This is a genomic window from Pantoea sp. YR525 (assembly GCF_900116775.1).
GTDB classification, from domain to species: Bacteria; Pseudomonadota; Gammaproteobacteria; order Enterobacterales; family Enterobacteriaceae; genus Pantoea; species Pantoea symbiotica.
In genome coordinates, this window is the sequence record NZ_FPBU01000007.1 from 1 (window position 1) to 17,419 (window position 17,419).

Genomic DNA, 17,419 nt, shown 5'->3' on the forward strand with positions numbered 1-17,419 from the left:
CACACCAGAAGCCGCCATAACAGGTTCCTCAGCAGGTCACCCGAAGCGGCCATGTCAGCTTAGCTCAAAGCGGACATTACTACTTTGCCTCCTCATATTCGGTGCGCATAATCATGATTATGTTAAATGAAGTATCTAAGCGCACTCAAACCACGCCTATTCCCTAGATCAACCGTCACCCTTTCGAGTGACGCTTTTGTTCAAACATCTGCATTAAGGCGACTGGTAATTATCTCAAGGCCAATCTGCTGGCCGTATGAAAGCTCAAGCGTATTGCCATCAGGATCGGCGAAGAATGCCCAATAACCCACTGGTGCGGATGATTGCTGCGCGGGTCGGCGTAACACGCCTTCGCGTTCTGCCAAAATAACTTTGGCATCAATCTCTTCTTTGCTGTCACACGCAACGCCAATGTGACCAAACGGCCCCAAAGGCGTATCCACGGTGGTTTGAGATTGCACCAGCACCAGCGCAAATGGACGTGTTAAATCAGAAAGCCATGCGACTTTTTGCGCTTCTGCAATGCCTGGTTCACGCTCATGGATCACCTGCATCCCTGCGTAACGTTGATAGAAGTCGATGCTGCGTTCTAAATCTCTGACTTGCAGCGCTATGTGGCTAAAACCAATATCGTGCTGTTCCATATTCCATTCCTGTGAAATCATCAGAACTGGAATATGTCATAAATCTTTGATGGCATTTGTTCATGAATGCCTAAATATGCAGCTCATACACCACGCAAGGCACATCGTAATGTTGTTCAATCGCTTTGTAGGTCATGCCCAGCCGCTGCATCACCTTTTGCGAAGCGGCATTTTCAGGATCGGCCACCGCGACCAGATATTTTACGCCGACATGTTCAACTGCAAACTTAACCATCGCCTGCGCTGCTTCTGTGGCAAAACCTTTACCGTGATAATTAGCATTAAGACGCCAGCCAATTTCCAACGGCGCACCATCCTGATTGGCTAAATGCTGCAGGCAACACGCACCAACGATTTCGCCAGACTCTTTTTCCCGCATCGCCCACCAGGAAAAACCATATTGCTGCCAGCGCGATTGAACGCGTTCAATACTCGCCAGGGTTTCTTCTGGCGTTTTAACCACGCCATTACTGATATAACGCATAATTTCCGGGTCGTTTTCCATCGCCCGCAGTCCGTCAAAATGCGCGAGTTCAAAGGGTTCCAGCCGCAGTCGGGTTGTTTCTAATTCCATTATTCCTCCGCTTTATGAAGAGCTTGCACCAGCGTCATGGCATACGGTGACGCTTCAGAAATATCCAGCTGCTGCTCCAGCTCAATAAGATGATCGCGCATCAGTTGCTGCGCCTTAGCGGTATTTCCGGCAATCAGTTCATCGATGATGTGCTGATGCTCGTCACACTGACAAACCGGCATCTCATTGCGCTGATACAGCATCACAATTAATGAACTTAACACCATCAAATTATTGAGAATATCTTCCAGCACTTTGTTATCGGCAATTTTGCCTAACAGCAGATGAAAGGCGCCAAGCTGATACACCACGCGTTGCCGTTCCTGGCTGTGAATCGCTTCATGTTCTTCTTTTTGTTGCTGCTGCAATTGCACGGCAAACGCCGTCATTTTTTGCGGTGTAATGCAGGCAATTATGGCCGATTCAATGGCATGGCGGGCGGTGAAGATCTCACGCGCGGTGGTGGCTGACGGCTGCGCAACAATCGCGCCGACATTGGGTTCGATGGTGACGATGTGCTGCAACGCCATGCGCTGCAGTGCCGCCTGCACATGGTTGCGATTGGCTTTCAGCGCATCGACAATCTGCGCCTCAATTAAGCGCGTGCCGGGGCGCAGCTTGTGCTGGGCAATCGCCATGGTAAGCGACTCATAAATGCGAGCGATCTCTTTTTGTCTGGGGGTTTGCTTCGCGCCCATACTCAATCCTGTATCGGTCATAATAGTCCCCAGAAATATACATCATTTATGCGCGGTAAACCTGCTGGCCACGGAAGTAACTGGCTGAAATTGCTGGCTGACGCGCCACAACTTCGGCGGAACAACTGGCGTCAATCAGGATAAAATCAGCCGCGTCGCCAGCCAGCGGCCAGATACGCGCGCCCTGCTCATCCAGCGGCAAAATATCGCCGGTGGCAATCGCCAACGCCCTGTTCAGCGAAAATTCGCTGCCGCGTCCGTAAAGCTGTGCCCATAAATTGGCTTTATCCAGCATGCTGCCGGTGCCGAAGGGCGACCAGTGATCGATGACGCTGTCGGTGCCGGTCATTAGTTTTACGCCACACTGTTTTAGCAGCGGAAGCGGCATTACATTTTTGCCCAGCGGCAAACCAGACGCCAGGCTCACGCCCAGCGCGGCCATGCGTTCACCCAGCGCCTGCACCTCAATATCACTGATTTGTGCCAGACAATAAGCGTGGCTGAGTGTCACTCGGCCTTGCAGTTCAGGCGCATGTTCCAGCGCGTTCAACAGATAATCAATACACGGAATGCCGCTGCTGGCGGCTTCATGCAGATGAATATCCACGCCGGTGCCACTCTCATGCGCCAGACTCAGCATGGTGTCGAGTGAACGCGCCATATCGCCATCAACCTTCGAAGGATCGAGTCCGCCGGTCCACTGGCAGCCGAGCGCCAGCGCCTCGCGCATCAGTGAAGTCACGCCAGAACGCAGTAAACCGTGTTGTGGAAACGCCACGATTTCACACGCTATCTGCCCGTTAAACGCGTCTAACGCCTGCAACAGATGCTCCAGGCTGCGCAGCCCGCTGACCGGATCGATATTGCAGTGGCTGCGAATCACCGTGGTGCCTTTACTCAATAGCAAGGTGATCAACTGCTGCGCATGCTCGACCGAATCGGCAAGCAGCGTCGGCAACAGCTGCTGTTCCAGCGCGATCATCTGGAAAATATCCTGCTCGTTATTTGGTTTAGCCGCTCGCCATGCGCGACCGTAGAAGGTTTTATCGAGATGGATATGCATATCGCGCAGAGTTGGCAGCATCAGCATGCCGCCAGCATCACGCTGTGGCAGCGCGCTTTGCACCTCGCTCTGCCCGTGAATCGCCACTATCCGCCCGTGTTTGATTTCTATGGTGAAGAGATCGCATTGGGTGCCCTGAATATGGCCGTTAATTTCGATAAACCCGGTTTCAAGCCTGACGTTGGTGAGCAAGTAGTGATCAGTCATGGTTTACGCCTCTGTTCACGCGAGGAAACGAGGAGGACACGATCTCCTCAACAGGCGGATGCCCAACGGTTCGTTCGGGATAAGTTGAGACAATGTGCGAAAATACCTGCTGCGATGCGGCGTGTAACGCTGCCGCACCCTGCCCGCTGTTAACCAGTTCGCGTTCCCACACCACTTTGCGTCCAGCCACAATCACGCCGGTGACATCGCGACCATTGCCATTCAAAACCAGCGTGGTAATTGGATCGAACACTTGTCCCAGCGCGGGTTGGTCAAGATTGACCATCATCATATCGGCCTGACATCCAGCCGCCAGTCGGCCAAGATCATCGCGTCCCAACGCCTGTGCGCCGCCCAGGGTTGCCATGCGGTAATAATCGGCGGCGCTGGCCGCTGAGATATCGCCGGTGACCACGCGCGTCAGCACCACGCCCATCTGCATATTGGTGAACATATCGGCCGGGAACGTATCGGTGCCAAGCGCCAGATTAACGCCAGCGGCTTTAAGCGATGGATAATGTTCGAGATATTTGCCGTGGCGACCGGATACCAGCGGACAAGCCACGATTGAAGCACCTGACTGCGCCAGCCGCGCGATGTCCTCTGCTACACGCGCTGCGTCGGCGTTCAATCCACCGAGAAACTGGCCGTGTGGCAACAACATGTGGCGATTGAGCAAATCGTTGTCGGCCAGCACTTGCAGCGAACTGCGGCCTTGATAGCGACGGGCGATTTCCCGCACTTCCAGCTCGCTCTGGCAACAATGCAGCCGCGTTGGACAGGCGAGTGACGTGACAATGTCACCCAAATCCTTCAGCCAAACGGCATCACCGCCCTCAATACGGTCGGGAGCCAGCATGCCGCTTAAGGTTGAAACGCCGCGCTGCTGTAGACGCTGATAGAACTTCACCGCATCGTCCAGCCCCTTTTTCGCGCGATCGCGGTTGCCTATCCACGAAAATTGTCCCTGCTCATCGCTGGCGTAGTAACCCGCCATAAAAGCCGGCCCCAGCCACGCTCGCGCGCCTAATGATTCGGCCACATCTGCGGCATACAGGTATTCATCAACATCTTCGGCCCATTCGCGATAAAGAATCGAGGTGATGGGCGCAAAGCTGGTGATGCCGTTAAGCAGCAAATGGCTGTAGGCATAATGCTTGGCGAAGTTAAGCTGCTCGCGGCTGTAGAGGTCGCGGCGCTGCCAGTCGGCGGCGACAATGCGCCCTTTTTTCCAGCCGGGCTGGTTGTCGAAGGCCAGCACGGTGGTATCGAGATCGCCGAGTGCATCAAGGTCAATAAATCCCGGTCCCACCAGACAATTCCCGGCGTTGATCTCTTCATCCACCTCGCCGGGATAATCAAAACCCACAAACAGAATGCGTTCGCCCTGCCACACCACTTCGCCATCCTCCAGCAGGCAGTGATCGCCATCGCGATAGCCCACCACCCACGCGGCGCGCAGTCGGGTTACTTTTTCGCTCATCAGAACAGGCACTCCCCGTCAGCGGCGATCAGTTTGCCGCCTTTGATCACCTTACGGTCACGCGGCAACTCCACCAGCGCTTCCACCATGCTGCGGCCGGGAATCAACACCAAATCGGCGCGATTGCCGGGCTGTAAACCATAATTGTCCAGCGCCATCACGCGAGCTCCGCCAAAGGTAATGGTGTGCGCGGCGCGCATAATCTCGCGATCCTGACGCCAGCGATAGCGCAGTCCCATGGTGACCGCGCGTTGCAGCATATCGCCGCTGCCGTACGGGCTCCAGGTATCGCGCACGCCGTCATTACCAGCGCAAAACGCGACGCCAGCGTCGGTGAGCAATTCATAAGGCGGAACCGCGATATCCGCCGGTGCGGTTGTTGCAACCGACATTCCCAGCTCCGCCATCTCTTCGGCAAACTGCTGTTGGCGCGCCGGTTCGACCATGCCGAGACAGAAGCCGTGGCTGAGCGTGACGCGATTATGCATCTGATAGCGGCGGGTAAAATCAATCAGCAGCTCAAGGCTAAACGCACCCAGTTCACCGCGTTCGTGCAGATGAATATCCACTTTTTTGCCGTGACGAACCGCCAGCTCGAAGATGATCTGCAGATGGCGTACCGGATCTTTATCGTATGAGCAGGGATCTAAGCCGCCCACCAGCTCGGCGCCCATCTGCAGCGCGCGATCCAGCAGCGCTTCGGTGCCGGGACTTTGCAGGATGCCGCTTTGCGGAAACGCCACTATCTCAATATCCACCTGTTCGGCCAGGCGACGCCGTGTTTCCAACACCCCTTCGAGATTCGCCAGACCGATTTCGTTATCAATATCGACATGGGTGCGAATAAATGAGGTACCTGCCGCGATGGCGCGGCGCGTGATACGTTCTGATTGCAACTGCGGATCGGGCTGCTGCTCGCGGCGATAATCACGTTCGTTGGCGATGATCGCCGCCAGATTGCGCGGCACTTCGTTGCGGTACCAGTCACGTCCCAGCAAGGTTTTGTCGAGATGAGCATGGCCATCGACTAAGCCAGGAAATGCCTGCATACCGCTGGCATCGATGACTTTAGCGCCTGCAGGCTCAGGTAAATTGGGGCCACGCGCCGCGATAACGCCATTTTCCAGCAACAGGTCTACGCGCTGATTTTCATCAAACGGCATGACATTTTGAATTAACACACTTTCCATCGGCGATCTCCTTGTGATGATTAAGCTGCGGCGACGGCCGCAGGGAAATGGCATTCAATCTGATGCTCATCAGAAAGATCATGCACCGGCGGCATCGCTTGCTGACACAGCGGCTGGGCGTGGCTGCAGCGGGCGGCAAAGGCACAACCGAGCGGCGGCGACATCGGATTAGGCGCTTCGCCGACGATCGGTTCACGTTCAGTCGAGGGATTATCGAACTGTGGAATCGCGGCAATCAGCAGACGCGTGTACGGGTGCGCGGGACGAGAAAAAATCTCCTCCACCGTGCCTTGCTCGACAATACGGCCAAGGTACATCACGCCAACTCGGTCGGAGATGTGGGAAATCACCGCCATGTTATGGCTGATGAAAAAGTAGGTCAGCCCGTGCTGTTGCTGTAACCGACGCATCAGATTTAACACCTGCGCCTGCACCGAAACGTCGAGCGCTGACGTCGGTTCGTCACAAATCAGAAAGCCTGGCTGCGTGGCCAGCGCGCGAGCAATCGAGATGCGCTGACGCTGGCCGCCGGAGAATTCATGCGGAAACTTATCCAGATCGTTAGCGGAAAGCCCAACCTGCTCCAGCAGTTGTCCACAATAGCTTCTTGCCTGCCGCGTGCTGCCGACCTTTTTATTCAGCACTAACGGCTCGGCCAGCGAACGTCCGATGCGCCAGCGCGGATTGAGGCTGGCATAGGGATCCTGGAAGATCATCTGGGTGCCATTTTGCGCGCTGTGGCTGTCGCTCACCTCGCCTTGCCAGGCAAATTTTATCGAGCCTTCTGATGGCGTATAAAGCCCGGCCAGCGCCCGCGCAATGGTGGATTTTCCGCAGCCGGATTCACCGACAATGCTAAAGGTTTCGCCCTGGCGGATAGAGATATTGATGCCGCGCACCGCATGCAGTTCGCGCTTCGCTCCGCGCCGAAACAGCGAAGTCCGCTTTTCGCGTCCGAGATGAAAACGAATGTGCAGATCGCGCACGCTTAAAACTTCCGGCGGCAGTGCTTTTTCACTTTTCATGGCGTCTCTCCATACGGATAAAAGCAGGCGATTTGTGACAAATGGCTGAACTGCATCTCCGGTTGTTGTCGTTGACAGCGCTCAGTGACATGTGGACAGCGAGGATGAAAGGCGCAGCCGCCCGGCAGCGTATTAAGGCGTGGCATCGCACCGTCGATCTGTGCCAGAAACTCATGCCGTTCGCGCATGGAAGGAATCGAGTTAATCAGGCCGCGCGTATACGGATGTTTGGGCGAACGAATTACCTCTTCCACTGGCCCCATTTCTACGATGCGACCGGCGTAGAGCACCGCCACTCGCGAGCACACTTCCGCTACCACGCCCATATCATGGGTGATCAGCATCACGGCGGTGCCGTGCTGCTGACAGAGACGTTTGAGCACGCGTAATACCTGCGCCTGAACTGACACATCCAGCGCGGTGGTGGGCTCATCGGCGATCACCAACTGCGGATCCACGCACAGTGCCAGCGCAATCACCACACGTTGCCGCATGCCGCCGGAAAGCTGATGCGGATATTGATGCATACGCTGCGCCGGGCTGCTCATCCCCACTTCGGTGAGTAGGTTGATGGCGCGTTCACTGGCTTGCGCCGCCGAGAGCGGTAAATGGGTGCGGATGGTTTCAGTCAGTTGCTGGCCGATGGTCAGCACCGGATTGAGGCTGGTGAGCGGATCCTGAAAAATACAGCTGATGGCTTTGCCGCGCAGCTGGCGACGCGCGTCATCATCCAGGTTATCAATACGCTGGCCCTGAAACCAAATCTCGCCGTTCTTAACGCGGCCGGGCTCCTGCAACAGGCCGCTGATAGCCGCGCCGGTCAGCGATTTCCCCGCGCCGGATTCGCCGACCATGCCGAGCACTTCTCCCGGCTGCATGCTGAGCGACAGATGGTGTATCGCCTGCAAATTGCCCTTGCGATGGAGAAATTCAATGCTGAGATCTCTGACGTCCAGTAACGTCTGGTTGGCTGGCTGCATCCTGAGGCTCCTATCGTAATTTCGGGTTAAGGGCGTCCAGCAACCAATCGCCCAGCATGTTGAATGAGAGAGACAGGATTACCAGCAGCGCGGCAGGGAAAGCCACAATCCACCACTGTCCGGAGAACAGATACTGGTTACCTTCATTGATTAAGGTACCTAGCGAAGGTTGATCCGGCGGCATGCCGACGCCAAGAAACGAGAGTGTCGCTTCAGTCAGAATCGCTACGCCCAGATGCAGCGTGGCCATCACCAGCACCGGACGCAGCACGTTCGGCACGATGTGGCGCAGCATAATGTGCAGATGATTGGCGCCGCTGATGCGCGAAGCCATCACGTATTCGCGCCCTTTCTCCAGCATGGTCAAGCCGCGCACGGTGCGGGCATATTGCATCCAGCCGGTTAGCGCAATCGCGCCGGTGAGAATGGCCGGCGCGAAGTGCCCCATCAGCTCTTTGGGGATCACCACGCGCGCCACACCGCTGACCAGCAGCGTGAACATAATGGTGGGAATGCTCAGCATCGCATCGGCAAAACGCATGATCAGCGTGTCCACCAAGCCACCGAAATAGCCGCTCAACACGCCCAGCGCCACGCCGAGTACCACCGATAACAGCACGCTGATCCCGCCAATAATCAGCGAGATATTCAGGCCGTAGAGCATCAGCGACAGAATATCGCGGCCCTGCACATCGGTTCCCAGCCAGAAACGCGCGTCGCCACCGCTCATCCACGATGGCGGCAATTCCGAATCCATCAGGTCAAACGTAGTGGTATCGAACACGTTGTGTGGCGCAATCCAGTGGCTGGTCAGCGAGCAGAGCAAAATCAGCAGGCAGCAAGTGAAGGCCACCACCGTGCTTTTGCTGCGCCAGAACAGCCAAAGCAGATCGCTATCGGTAAAGGCGCTCCACTGCTGAGCCAGCCGGGTACGACGGCGTAACGGGACATTATCGTTAATCATGGCAACTCCTTACTGAGCCCGCATGCGCGGGTCGATCAGGTAATACAACAGATCAACCAGCGTGTTGATCACGATAAAAATCAGGGCGGTAAACAGCAGATAGCCGGAAAGAACCGGTACATCGACGAAATTGATCGACTGAATCAGCAGCAAGCCCATGCCCGGCCACTGGAAGACGGTTTCAATCACAATGGCGAAGGCAATCAAACCGCCAATCTGTAAACCAATTACCGTCACCACCGGCAGCAGCGCGTTCTTCAGCGCATGACGAAACCAGATGCGATAGTTTTCGATGCCGCGCGCGCGGGCAAATTTGACGTAATCGGACTTCATCACTTCCAGCATCTCGGTGCGAATCAGACGCATGATGATGGTCACCATCGACAAACCGAGCGAAAGCGCCGGCAGCACGATCGAGTGCCAACCGGATGCGGTAAGAAAGCCGGTGCTCCAGAAGCCGATTTTCACCACTTCACCGCGACCGCTGGAGGGAAACCAGCCGAGCCACACCGAAAACACGATAATCAGGATGATGCCGGTGAGGAACCATGGCAGCGAAACGCCAATCAGCGACAGGATTTGCACGCCCTCTTTCAGCAGTTTGTTGCGGCTGATGGCCGACCAGACCCCGAGCGGAAAGCCGATGGCCATCGCCATCACCACTGAAACAAACACCAGTTCCAGCGTGGCCGGCAGGCGCTCCATGATCAGCTGAAACACCGAAACCTGGTTGTAATAGGAGATGCCAAAATTGCCGTGCAGCAGGCGCGTGATGTAGTGCCAGAACTGCACAATCACCGGATCGTTGAGGCCAAGACTGGTGCGCAGCGCGGCACGCTCCACCTCTGTGGCGCTCTCCGGCAGCATGCTGGCCACCGGATCGCCAAGATACTGAAACAGAATAAAAGAGAGCAGCGCCACACCCGCCAGCAACATAAATGCCTGCAGTAACTTGCGCACAAAAAACACCATAACGGCCTCCCGAAGGGTCGCCATTTATGGCGACCGATTTACGCTTAACTGAGGTGCATGACCTGGCAGATTTAGTTGCTGACCTTGCCGTACCACAGGCGCTGAACATTATCTGGCGTCTGTTTCAGCGTCAGTTTTTTGCTCATCGCCCAAACGGTGGGTTCAAAGTGCATCGGCAGATAAGGCAGATCTTTATTCGCCAGCGCGACGGCCTGGCTCAGCATGGCAATGCGCTTGGTGTTATCCAGCTCGCCGACCGAGTCGTCGATCAGCTTATCCGCCGCCGGATTGCTGTAGCGCGGGATGTTAAAGGTGCCGAGGCTTTTCCCGTTACTGGTGTGCAGCAGCTGTACCGCCACGCTATAAGGATCCATGATCGGCAGGTTGGCCCAGCCGAGCACGCCGACATCCGTGCGGCCATTGACCAGAATCGGGTCATAGACGCTGGCCGGATGCACATTCAGCGCCGCTTTCACGCCAATCTTCGACCAGTAACTCTGCACCGCCTGGCACCATTGCGGAGCATTGATGTAGGTGCCTTCCGGGCAATCAAAGTTGAGGTTGAAGCCTTGCGGATAACCGGCTTCCGCCAGCAGTGCTTTGGCCTTCGCTGGATCGTATGGATAATCCACGCCCGCCTTAGCGTCATAACCCGGAATATCCGGCGCCAGATAGTTGTTGGTCGGTTTAGTCAGACCGCGCATCACTTTTTGCGTGATCGCCTCGTGATTGATCGCCATGTATAGCGCCTGACGCACACGAATATCTTTCAGCGGGTTCTCCGCTTTGGCGTTTTTGGCATTCAGGGTGTCGCGCATATTGAGCGCCAGATAATCAACGCGTAACGACGGGCTCACCTGCAGCTGCACGGCAGGATTGTTTTGCAGACGCTGAATATCCTGCAACGGCACCGAGGTCACCAAATCGTATTCACCCGCCAGCAGGCCAGAGAGGCGCGTGGCATCGGATGAGATTGGTTTGAAAATGATTTTGTCGATATTGGTGGTGCCGGCAGCGGCATTCCACCAGTCAGGATTGCGTACCAGCACCATCTGCGTATCACGCTGGCGGCTCTGCAAAATAAACGGCCCGGTACCATTGGTATTGTTGGTGGCGTAACCTTCCGTGCCCTGGCTGATATCGGTAGGCTTCAGCGCGTTATGCTCGCTGAGCCACTTCTTATCCATGATCATCACGCCGGTCAGCTCGTTGATGGCGATGCCGGTTTTCTTCACCAGATGAATATCCACGGTGTATTTGTCTACCGCCACCGCGTCTTTAATGGTTGAGGCGTTGGCGCGAATACCCGAAGCCGGATCTGTGACCCTCGCCACGGATGCCACCACATCTTCTGACGTCAGCTCGTCGCCATTATGAAATTTCACCCCTTCGCGCAGTTTGAAGCGCAGCGTGGTGTCATCGATCTGCTGCCAGCTCAGCGCCAGCCACGGCTGGATTTTCAGATCGTTATCGCGCTGCACCAGCGATTCATAAATGTGATTCTGAAAGGTCAGCGCTTTGGTGGATGCGTAGGCATCCGGATCCAGCGTCGGGATATCGGCATCGGTTGCCCAGCGCACCACGTTCTCCGCCAGCGCCGCGTGACTGACCACACCTAACGAACCTGCTACTAACAACGACAGAAAAAGTTGCTTCATCATTGATCTCTCATTAGTTTGCTAAGGTTATTGCTAGCAATGCATGCAAAGCCAATGCCAGTTGATTTGTTTGTTATTAACGTGGTGACTGATTCAACTCTGGCGTCAGAATCCACTCGGCGCTGTCGTTCCACACATCCATTTTGCTAATGCGTCCTGCAATCACCTCATAGCGGTCGAGGTAGCGATTACCGGCGAATTCACGTCCATCCGGCCAAACGCCATAAAGAAAGCCGGTGCAGTACACCACCACATGACCGGGACTTTTCTCCATCCAGTCAAAATCGCCCAACTGCTTTTTCACCCATTGATAGCGCCCGGCGTTAAATGCGGTGACGCCATGTACGGTGGGCATTACGCGTTTGCCGGTAAAAGTGATGACCACATCCGCGGCCATCAGCGCTGCGGCTCGGTCAGGATCCGGCGCCATCGACGCCGCCAGAAACTCTTTCACGATCTCTACTGCTGTTGATGCTGCGGTCATGCTGTTCTCCAGTGATATCAGGCGACTTTGTTGGTTACGTTCAGTGAATGCGCGGCGATCTCGCCTGGCGTGGTAATCCATACGTCTTCGCACTGCGCGATAATGTTCTTTAGCGTCTGCCGTAAATGATGAAGTCGGAACGGCTGACCGACGATGTAAGGATGCAACGCGATGCCCATCACCTGCGGGCGCTGTTCGGCGCGCAGTTTCATCTCGGCGAACTGGCTTTCGATCATGCTGCAGAAGGTTTCTATCGAGGTGCCGTTAGGAATGATGGTGGGAATGTCGTTGATCTCCTGCGGATACGGCACCGACAGCAGATCGCCGTGCGAAGTTTGCAATGCCACCGGACGATCGTCATGCGCCCAGTTCAGCGTGTAGCTGAAGCCGTTTTGGCGCAGTAAGTCAGGCGTGTCGTGGCTTTCGGAGATCCACGGCGACAGCCAACCCGCCACCGGACGTTGCTGATATTCGGTGAGTCGCTGCTGGCAGCGGGCGATCAGCGCAAACTCATCTTCACGACTCAGTTCGCCCTGACGCTGCGAGTTAGTATGACCGTGGCCGATCAGTTCGCTGCCGGGCAGGCTTATCCAGCGATCCAGCAACTGTGGGCAATAATCGATGATCGCTGTGTTGGCGATCACCGCTGGCGGAATAGCCAGTTCGGCAAACAGATCGGCCAGATACCAACCGCCCACCCGATTTCCGTAGTCGCGCCACGCATAATTCAACACGTCGAGGCGATTCGCCCCTTGCGACAGTTTGGCGCCTTCCGGCAAGCCAAACGCAAAATGCTCCAGATTCATGGCGATATACAGCGCCAGTCCTTTACCTTTTGGCCAGACGGGCAATACCTGATGTTCGATTGAGCTGTAGGCGTAACGCTGGTGGCTGGCGATATCCCACAAAACCTGCGGCGATGACATAACGGCCTCCTGATTGAACACACATCTTGCGATGTCAGGAGTAAAGCAAGGGATATGCCACTCTAGCTTTATTGCTAGCAATATTTCTTAACGCGAGGAATTCGTGGGTTTTTCATCGGAATTTTCTTTCTTTGGATTGAGAACTGCGGGGTCAAGTGCGTAGGAAAAAGAGTAAAAGGTGAGCTGTTGGTGCAGCATCTGCCCTAAAAATGCGCAAAGACGAATTTAGGAAATTTCATACAAACCTCCCTTCCCCTGTCCGATATTTATCGCGCCGCCATCGCGCTTAAATAGCAACATAATAAGGATGGGGATAACTATGTTGTCATTAACGCTGATAGACAATAACAGATGGATTACTGAAGGCATTTCACGTTATTTTGCCGGGAAATTCATTCAGATTAAAAATATTGATAGTGACGATGTGGACGTAGCGTTAAGCAAAGTAGCAGGAACCGATGTGCTTATCAGCGAATTAACCGCTTATGGCCGCGATGTGCAGTACTTCACCGAGCTGCTACTCAAAGTGCAGCGTTCATCTCCGGCAACGCGAATTATCGTGCTGACCGATCTGCATGAGAAAGCGGTAATCAGCTATGTGGTTGGCGTGCTGCCTGGCGTTACCTTTCTGCCGAAAAAGTGCAGCCTCAAGCAACTTTCAGATGCTGTATTAGGTTTGCCGTCGTCTGCGGAATTTGCGGTGGGAGTTCGCCGCACCAAACAAACCCTTTCACCGCGTGAATTTGGCTTATTGCGCATGCTAGGCCAAACCAGCAATCTCACCGATATTGGGCATAAACTGCATCTCAGCTGTAAAACCATTAGCCATCATCGGCAAAGTATTATTCGCAAACTCAACTGCGCCAATAATAAAGAGTTATTTAGCCGGTTAAGCCGTATGGGTTATCAAGCAAAGATGTAATCAACGTAGGGTCGCCATTAATGGCGACCACCGTTCTTCGCGATCTCCAGCCGAATCTCCGCCAGCAGCTCACGCCCTGATGCGGACAAAACCGCCCGTGAAATCGACTCATCCTCGCAGTTCTCTTCTAGCGCAACGCATTTCGCTACCAGCGCGTTCGCCCCGGTAATGCCAGCGCTGCCTTTAATCTTATGCGCCAGTTCACCTAGCTGCTCGCGATCGTCGCTACTCAGCGCGACCGTCAATGCCACGATATCCTGCTGATAGCTTTCGATTAATTCCGCCTGTAATTGCGCGCTCCACTGTTCATCGCCCGCCGCCAGCTGTAAAAGCCCCTCATCCGCGCTTTGCAGCACGCCCTTACCGAGCCAGTTTTGCAGATCCTGCAAGGTGCTGGGTTTAAACAGGCAGCCATCCATGCCGGCTTCACGGCAGCGATCGCGCTCTTCCGGCAAGGCGTTGGCGGTAAAACCTAAAACCAAACAGCGTGGCCGATCCCGCAGCTGCTCTTCACGACGAATCGCCTGTGCGAGTCGATAACCATCCATCACCGGCATGCGGCAATCGGTGATCACCACGTCAAATCTTTGCTGATGCCATGCTGCCAGCGCCTGCGCGCCCTCTTCCGCTTCAATCACCTGATGACCGAGGAAATGCAGCTGACGAGTTAACAGCAGACGGTTAACGCTGGAATCATCAACAATCAGAATGCGCAGCGGAACGCTGCTACGCTCGGCGGGCAGCTCAGCAATCGGCGTGGCCTCAGCGATGTCATCCGGAAACGCATCCGCCATCACGCGCACCACAATTTCGCTGCCTTTACCCAGTTCGCTGTGCAGCTGAATATCGCCATCCATCTTTTCACAGAGTGTTTTACAGATGGTCAAACCCAAACCGGTGCCACGTTTTACCTGCTCACCGTTTTGTCCCACCTGATTAAACGGCGCAAACAGTTTTTGCTGATCGGCCAGAGAAATGCCTTTTCCGGTGTCGCGCACGGTGGCGGTAATCTGCCAACGTTCATGATGTGTCAGCCTGACATCCACACTCACGCTGCCGCTGGCGGTGAACTTGATCGCGTTGCCAATCAGATTGGAGAGGATCTGCTTAAAACGCAGCGGATCGAGCCACAGCGCGGGCCCGGTTTGCGGATCGACAGATAGGTGCAGATCGAGGTTTTTCTGCGCCGCCATGCCGGAAAACACGCGCACCACCGACTGACAAAGTGCCTGCACGTTGCAGCGCTCTGGCTGCAGCGTCAATTTGCCGGCTTCAATGCGCGCGATGTCGAGAATATCGCCAAGCAGCTCCACCAGCTCATTCGCCGAACTAAAAGCGACGTCTAACGCCTGATGATCCACCCGATTTTTATCTGCTGATTTCCGCGCCATTTCCAGCATGCCGATTACCGCATTGAGCGGCGTGCGAATCTCATGACTCATGGTTGAGAGGAACTGCGTTTTGGCGCGGTTAGCGTCCTCGGCTTGCTCTTTGGCCTCGTTCAGCGCTTCAAGTAATACGCGCCGCTCACTGACATCCAGCCAGCCGCCAATAACGCCCTTCACATTGCCGCTGGCATCGCGGTAAGGCAGCAGCCAGTGAAAAATCGTTTTCTCCGCACCGGAAGCATGCACAAAGGTACGATCTTTAAAGATGGGCGTGCCGCTGCTCAGCACCTGATAAAAGTCCTGAATATATTGGGTGTTCTGCTGCTTATCGTGAAAAACATCGCGTTTAAACAGCGACTGATTAATCACCTGTTCACGCGTGGCATTGAGAAATTGCAGATAACTTTCATTACATTGGGTTAATGTGCCGCTGGCATCGCGGATATAGGTCGCATTCGGCGTGCCGTTAATCATGTCGTTCATGAATTCCAGCTGATCGTTCAACTCGCGCTGCACGCGTATCTTGATACGAATCTGCCGGCGCAGCCAAATAGCCCAAAGCAATGACACTAAGATCAGCGCCGTGGCGAATGCTGCAGCGCTGTATATAAAAATGCGGTTCTCACGCCAAAAATTATCTGACGACACCATGTTATTCGGCCGCCATAGATTACCAATCACATCCATTTCATCTGGCGGAATGCTGAGCATTACTTTATCGATAATGCTCAGCAGTTCTGGTGATTGCGGCGGCACGGCAAACGAGAGAAACGCCGGCGATTCATTCAGCGTGGCGCTGATGCGCATGCGATTACGATAATAACGCGCGATTTGATATTCGGAGTTGGCGAGCGTATTGGCTGCGGCATCCACATCGCCACGATTCAACATCGCCAGCGCATCACTGGCGCTGGCCGCATCAACCAGTTTCACCAACGGATAGCGACTGCGAATATAGGTCGCCATGCCGGTGCCATTGATTACTGCCAGCTTTTTACCATTGAGCTCATTCAGGTTGCGCGCGGCATTGGGCTGCTGACGCACCACCATCACGAAAGCGCTGGTAAAATAGGCGCGACTGAACATCAGGTCATTCTTACGAGTTGTGCTTGGCGTTAATGCACCAATCATATCGGCCTGATTATTTTTCAACATGGTCTGCATTTCGCTGACATCACGCGCGCTCACCATTTCGAAATCGAGTCCGGTGCGCAGACGAATTTGCGCCAGCATATCGACGGTGATGCCGCGATAATTACCCTCGTCATCGGTGAAGGTTAGCGGCGCAAAACCATCAATGGCGACGACACGCACTTTGTTGTGTTGTTTTATCCACTGTTTTTCTGCATCACTCAGTTGGAATATCTGCTGATTTAATACACTGGCGCTGCGGCCTACATGCCAGCGCTGCAGGATATTTAATCGCTCTTCATTGTTAATCTCCTGCAGCGCAATATTAACGATTTGCTGCAAAAGCGGATGAGTCGATCGCACGCCAAATGCGAGATCTTTAGCCGGGAAATCGGCGAAGTTAACCACGCGAATATTATTAATAAAATTTCGACTGATCGGATAAAGATCGCCAAGGAATACGTCGGCATCACCAAACGCCACCGCGCCAATGGCTTGCTGATAGCTAGGATAGGTTTGAATACTGGCCAGCGGATATTGTCGCTGAACCCATTCCAAAGGCAGATAACCGCTGGCCATCGCGATATGTTCGCCTGCCAAATCGCTGCTTAGCGTGCGGCTGTTATTGCTGCGCATCGCCAGAATCGCTTGCTCACTTGCGTAGGGTTCAGTGCGCACGACCTTGTTGCGATCATTATCAAATTGGGTGACGGAACCCAGCAAATCCACCGTGCCAGCGTTCAGGGCTTCTTCCGCCGCTTTTTGACTGGAAAACAGACGGATTTTTACCGGTTTATTGATGATGGCCGCCAGAAGTCCCACATAGTCTGCCGTGATCCCTTCCAGCTCCGCATGATTGTTGATGATGGTAAAAGGTGGATATGAAGGCCTGGCAATGCCAACGGTGAGTTGCGGTTTGGTCGCCAGCCACTGCTGCTGTTCTGTATTAAAACCTTGTGACGGAAGATGATTAAGCTGGGGCGAACGGCTCAGCAGTTTGAGGTTTAATACCTGCTCGGCGGCGGAGACCATCGCTTCATTCAGCACATAGCATGAAGTAAACAGCAGCAGAGCAAGACCGATTTTTTTCAGGGAGTTAGCCATAACGCG

Annotated in this window: 15 protein-coding genes; 1 reads left to right on the forward strand and 14 read right to left on the reverse strand. The window is 54.6% G+C overall.

Features of this window, described 5'->3' with window-relative positions:
* Positions 1-200: 200 nt before the first annotated feature.
* The 13 genes from BM323_RS14925 to BM323_RS14985 form a co-directional block, all read right to left on the reverse strand.
* The gene (locus BM323_RS14925) at positions 201-644 is read right to left on the reverse strand and encodes a VOC family protein (protein ID WP_008106184.1); all 444 of its coding nucleotides are present in this window, start codon (positions 642-644) and stop codon (positions 201-203) included.
* 70 nt (positions 645-714) lie between these two features.
* Positions 715-1,218, reverse strand: a complete 504-nt coding sequence (locus BM323_RS14930; RefSeq protein WP_008106186.1) for a GNAT family N-acetyltransferase — start codon at positions 1,216-1,218, stop codon at positions 715-717.
* Entirely contained in the window at positions 1,218-1,916 is a 699-nt protein-coding gene (locus BM323_RS14935; RefSeq protein ID WP_008106189.1) for a GntR family transcriptional regulator, read from the reverse strand. The genes BM323_RS14930 and BM323_RS14935 overlap by 1 nt, the downstream gene beginning before the upstream one ends.
* 46 nt (positions 1,917-1,962) lie before the next feature.
* Positions 1,963-3,186: an amidohydrolase gene (locus BM323_RS14940; protein WP_008106191.1), complete on the reverse strand. Its 1,224-nt coding sequence runs from the start codon at positions 3,184-3,186 to the stop codon at positions 1,963-1,965.
* Positions 3,179-4,669 carry a chlorohydrolase family protein gene (locus BM323_RS14945; protein WP_008106193.1) on the reverse strand — a complete coding sequence of 497 codons (1,491 nt, stop codon included), beginning with the start codon at positions 4,667-4,669 and terminating at the stop codon, positions 3,179-3,181. The genes BM323_RS14940 and BM323_RS14945 overlap by 8 nt, the downstream gene beginning before the upstream one ends.
* On the reverse strand, positions 4,669-5,859 hold the full coding sequence (locus BM323_RS14950) for an amidohydrolase family protein (RefSeq protein WP_008106194.1): 1,191 nt from the start codon (positions 5,857-5,859) through the stop codon (positions 4,669-4,671). The genes BM323_RS14945 and BM323_RS14950 overlap by 1 nt, the downstream gene beginning before the upstream one ends.
* Positions 5,860-5,879: 20 nt before the next feature.
* Positions 5,880-6,884, reverse strand: a complete 1,005-nt coding sequence (locus tag BM323_RS14955) for an ABC transporter ATP-binding protein (RefSeq protein ID WP_008106196.1) — start codon at positions 6,882-6,884, stop codon at positions 5,880-5,882.
* Entirely contained in the window at positions 6,881-7,864 is a 984-nt protein-coding gene (locus BM323_RS14960) for an ABC transporter ATP-binding protein (RefSeq protein WP_008106198.1), read from the reverse strand. Before BM323_RS14960 ends, BM323_RS14955 begins: the two co-directional genes overlap by 4 nt.
* Positions 7,865-7,874: 10 nt before the next feature.
* Positions 7,875-8,828: an ABC transporter permease gene (locus BM323_RS14965; RefSeq protein WP_008106200.1), complete on the reverse strand. Its 954-nt coding sequence runs from the start codon at positions 8,826-8,828 to the stop codon at positions 7,875-7,877.
* Between the two features lie 9 nt (positions 8,829-8,837).
* Positions 8,838-9,800 carry an ABC transporter permease gene (locus tag BM323_RS14970; RefSeq protein ID WP_008106202.1) on the reverse strand — a complete coding sequence of 321 codons (963 nt, stop codon included), beginning with the start codon at positions 9,798-9,800 and terminating at the stop codon, positions 8,838-8,840.
* 71 nt (positions 9,801-9,871) lie between these two features.
* Positions 9,872-11,458, reverse strand: a complete 1,587-nt coding sequence (locus BM323_RS14975) for an ABC transporter substrate-binding protein (protein WP_052026001.1) — start codon at positions 11,456-11,458, stop codon at positions 9,872-9,874.
* A 76-nt stretch (positions 11,459-11,534) separates the two neighbouring features.
* Positions 11,535-11,942 carry a nuclear transport factor 2 family protein gene (locus BM323_RS14980; protein WP_008106206.1) on the reverse strand — a complete coding sequence of 136 codons (408 nt, stop codon included), beginning with the start codon at positions 11,940-11,942 and terminating at the stop codon, positions 11,535-11,537.
* A 17-nt stretch (positions 11,943-11,959) separates the two neighbouring features.
* Entirely contained in the window at positions 11,960-12,868 is a 909-nt protein-coding gene (locus BM323_RS14985; protein WP_008106207.1) for a polysaccharide deacetylase family protein, read from the reverse strand.
* Positions 12,869-13,187: 319 nt separating this feature from the next.
* On the opposite strand from BM323_RS14985, the gene BM323_RS14990 reads away from it, so the two are divergent.
* Positions 13,188-13,790: a helix-turn-helix transcriptional regulator gene (locus tag BM323_RS14990; protein ID WP_008106208.1), complete on the forward strand. Its 603-nt coding sequence runs from the start codon at positions 13,188-13,190 to the stop codon at positions 13,788-13,790.
* A 17-nt stretch (positions 13,791-13,807) separates the two neighbouring features.
* On the opposite strand, the gene BM323_RS14995 is transcribed toward BM323_RS14990, so the two are convergent.
* On the reverse strand, positions 13,808-17,413 hold the full coding sequence (locus BM323_RS14995; protein ID WP_091004129.1) for a transporter substrate-binding domain-containing protein: 3,606 nt from the start codon (positions 17,411-17,413) through the stop codon (positions 13,808-13,810).
* Between the last annotated feature and the right edge of the window lie 6 nt (positions 17,414-17,419).

Excerpts from the sequence above, each read along its gene's own strand:
- BM323_RS14955 (WP_008106196.1), bottom strand. The coding sequence starts at position 6,884 with ATGAAAAGTGAAAAAGCACTGCCGCCGGAAGTTTTAAGCGTGCGCGAT.
- BM323_RS14995 (WP_091004129.1), bottom strand. The coding sequence starts at position 17,413 with ATGGCTAACTCCCTGAAAAAAATCGGTCTTGCTCTGCTGCTGTTTACT.
- BM323_RS14930 (WP_008106186.1), bottom strand. The coding sequence starts at position 1,218 with ATGGAATTAGAAACAACCCGACTGCGGCTGGAACCCTTTGAACTCGCG.
- BM323_RS14990 (WP_008106208.1), top strand. The coding sequence starts at position 13,188 with ATGTTGTCATTAACGCTGATAGACAATAACAGATGGATTACTGAAGGC.
- BM323_RS14960 (WP_008106198.1), bottom strand. The coding sequence starts at position 7,864 with ATGCAGCCAGCCAACCAGACGTTACTGGACGTCAGAGATCTCAGCATT.
- BM323_RS14975 (WP_052026001.1), bottom strand. The coding sequence starts at position 11,458 with ATGAAGCAACTTTTTCTGTCGTTGTTAGTAGCAGGTTCGTTAGGTGTG.
- BM323_RS14935 (WP_008106189.1), bottom strand. The coding sequence starts at position 1,916 with ATGGGCGCGAAGCAAACCCCCAGACAAAAAGAGATCGCTCGCATTTAT.
- BM323_RS14940 (WP_008106191.1), bottom strand. The coding sequence starts at position 3,186 with ATGACTGATCACTACTTGCTCACCAACGTCAGGCTTGAAACCGGGTTT.
- BM323_RS14965 (WP_008106200.1), bottom strand. The coding sequence starts at position 8,828 with ATGATTAACGATAATGTCCCGTTACGCCGTCGTACCCGGCTGGCTCAG.
- BM323_RS14945 (WP_008106193.1), bottom strand. The coding sequence starts at position 4,669 with ATGAGCGAAAAAGTAACCCGACTGCGCGCCGCGTGGGTGGTGGGCTAT.
- BM323_RS14980 (WP_008106206.1), bottom strand. The coding sequence starts at position 11,942 with ATGACCGCAGCATCAACAGCAGTAGAGATCGTGAAAGAGTTTCTGGCG.
- BM323_RS14950 (WP_008106194.1), bottom strand. The coding sequence starts at position 5,859 with ATGGAAAGTGTGTTAATTCAAAATGTCATGCCGTTTGATGAAAATCAG.
- BM323_RS14925 (WP_008106184.1), bottom strand. The coding sequence starts at position 644 with ATGGAACAGCACGATATTGGTTTTAGCCACATAGCGCTGCAAGTCAGA.
- BM323_RS14970 (WP_008106202.1), bottom strand. The coding sequence starts at position 9,800 with ATGGTGTTTTTTGTGCGCAAGTTACTGCAGGCATTTATGTTGCTGGCG.
- BM323_RS14985 (WP_008106207.1), bottom strand. The coding sequence starts at position 12,868 with ATGTCATCGCCGCAGGTTTTGTGGGATATCGCCAGCCACCAGCGTTAC.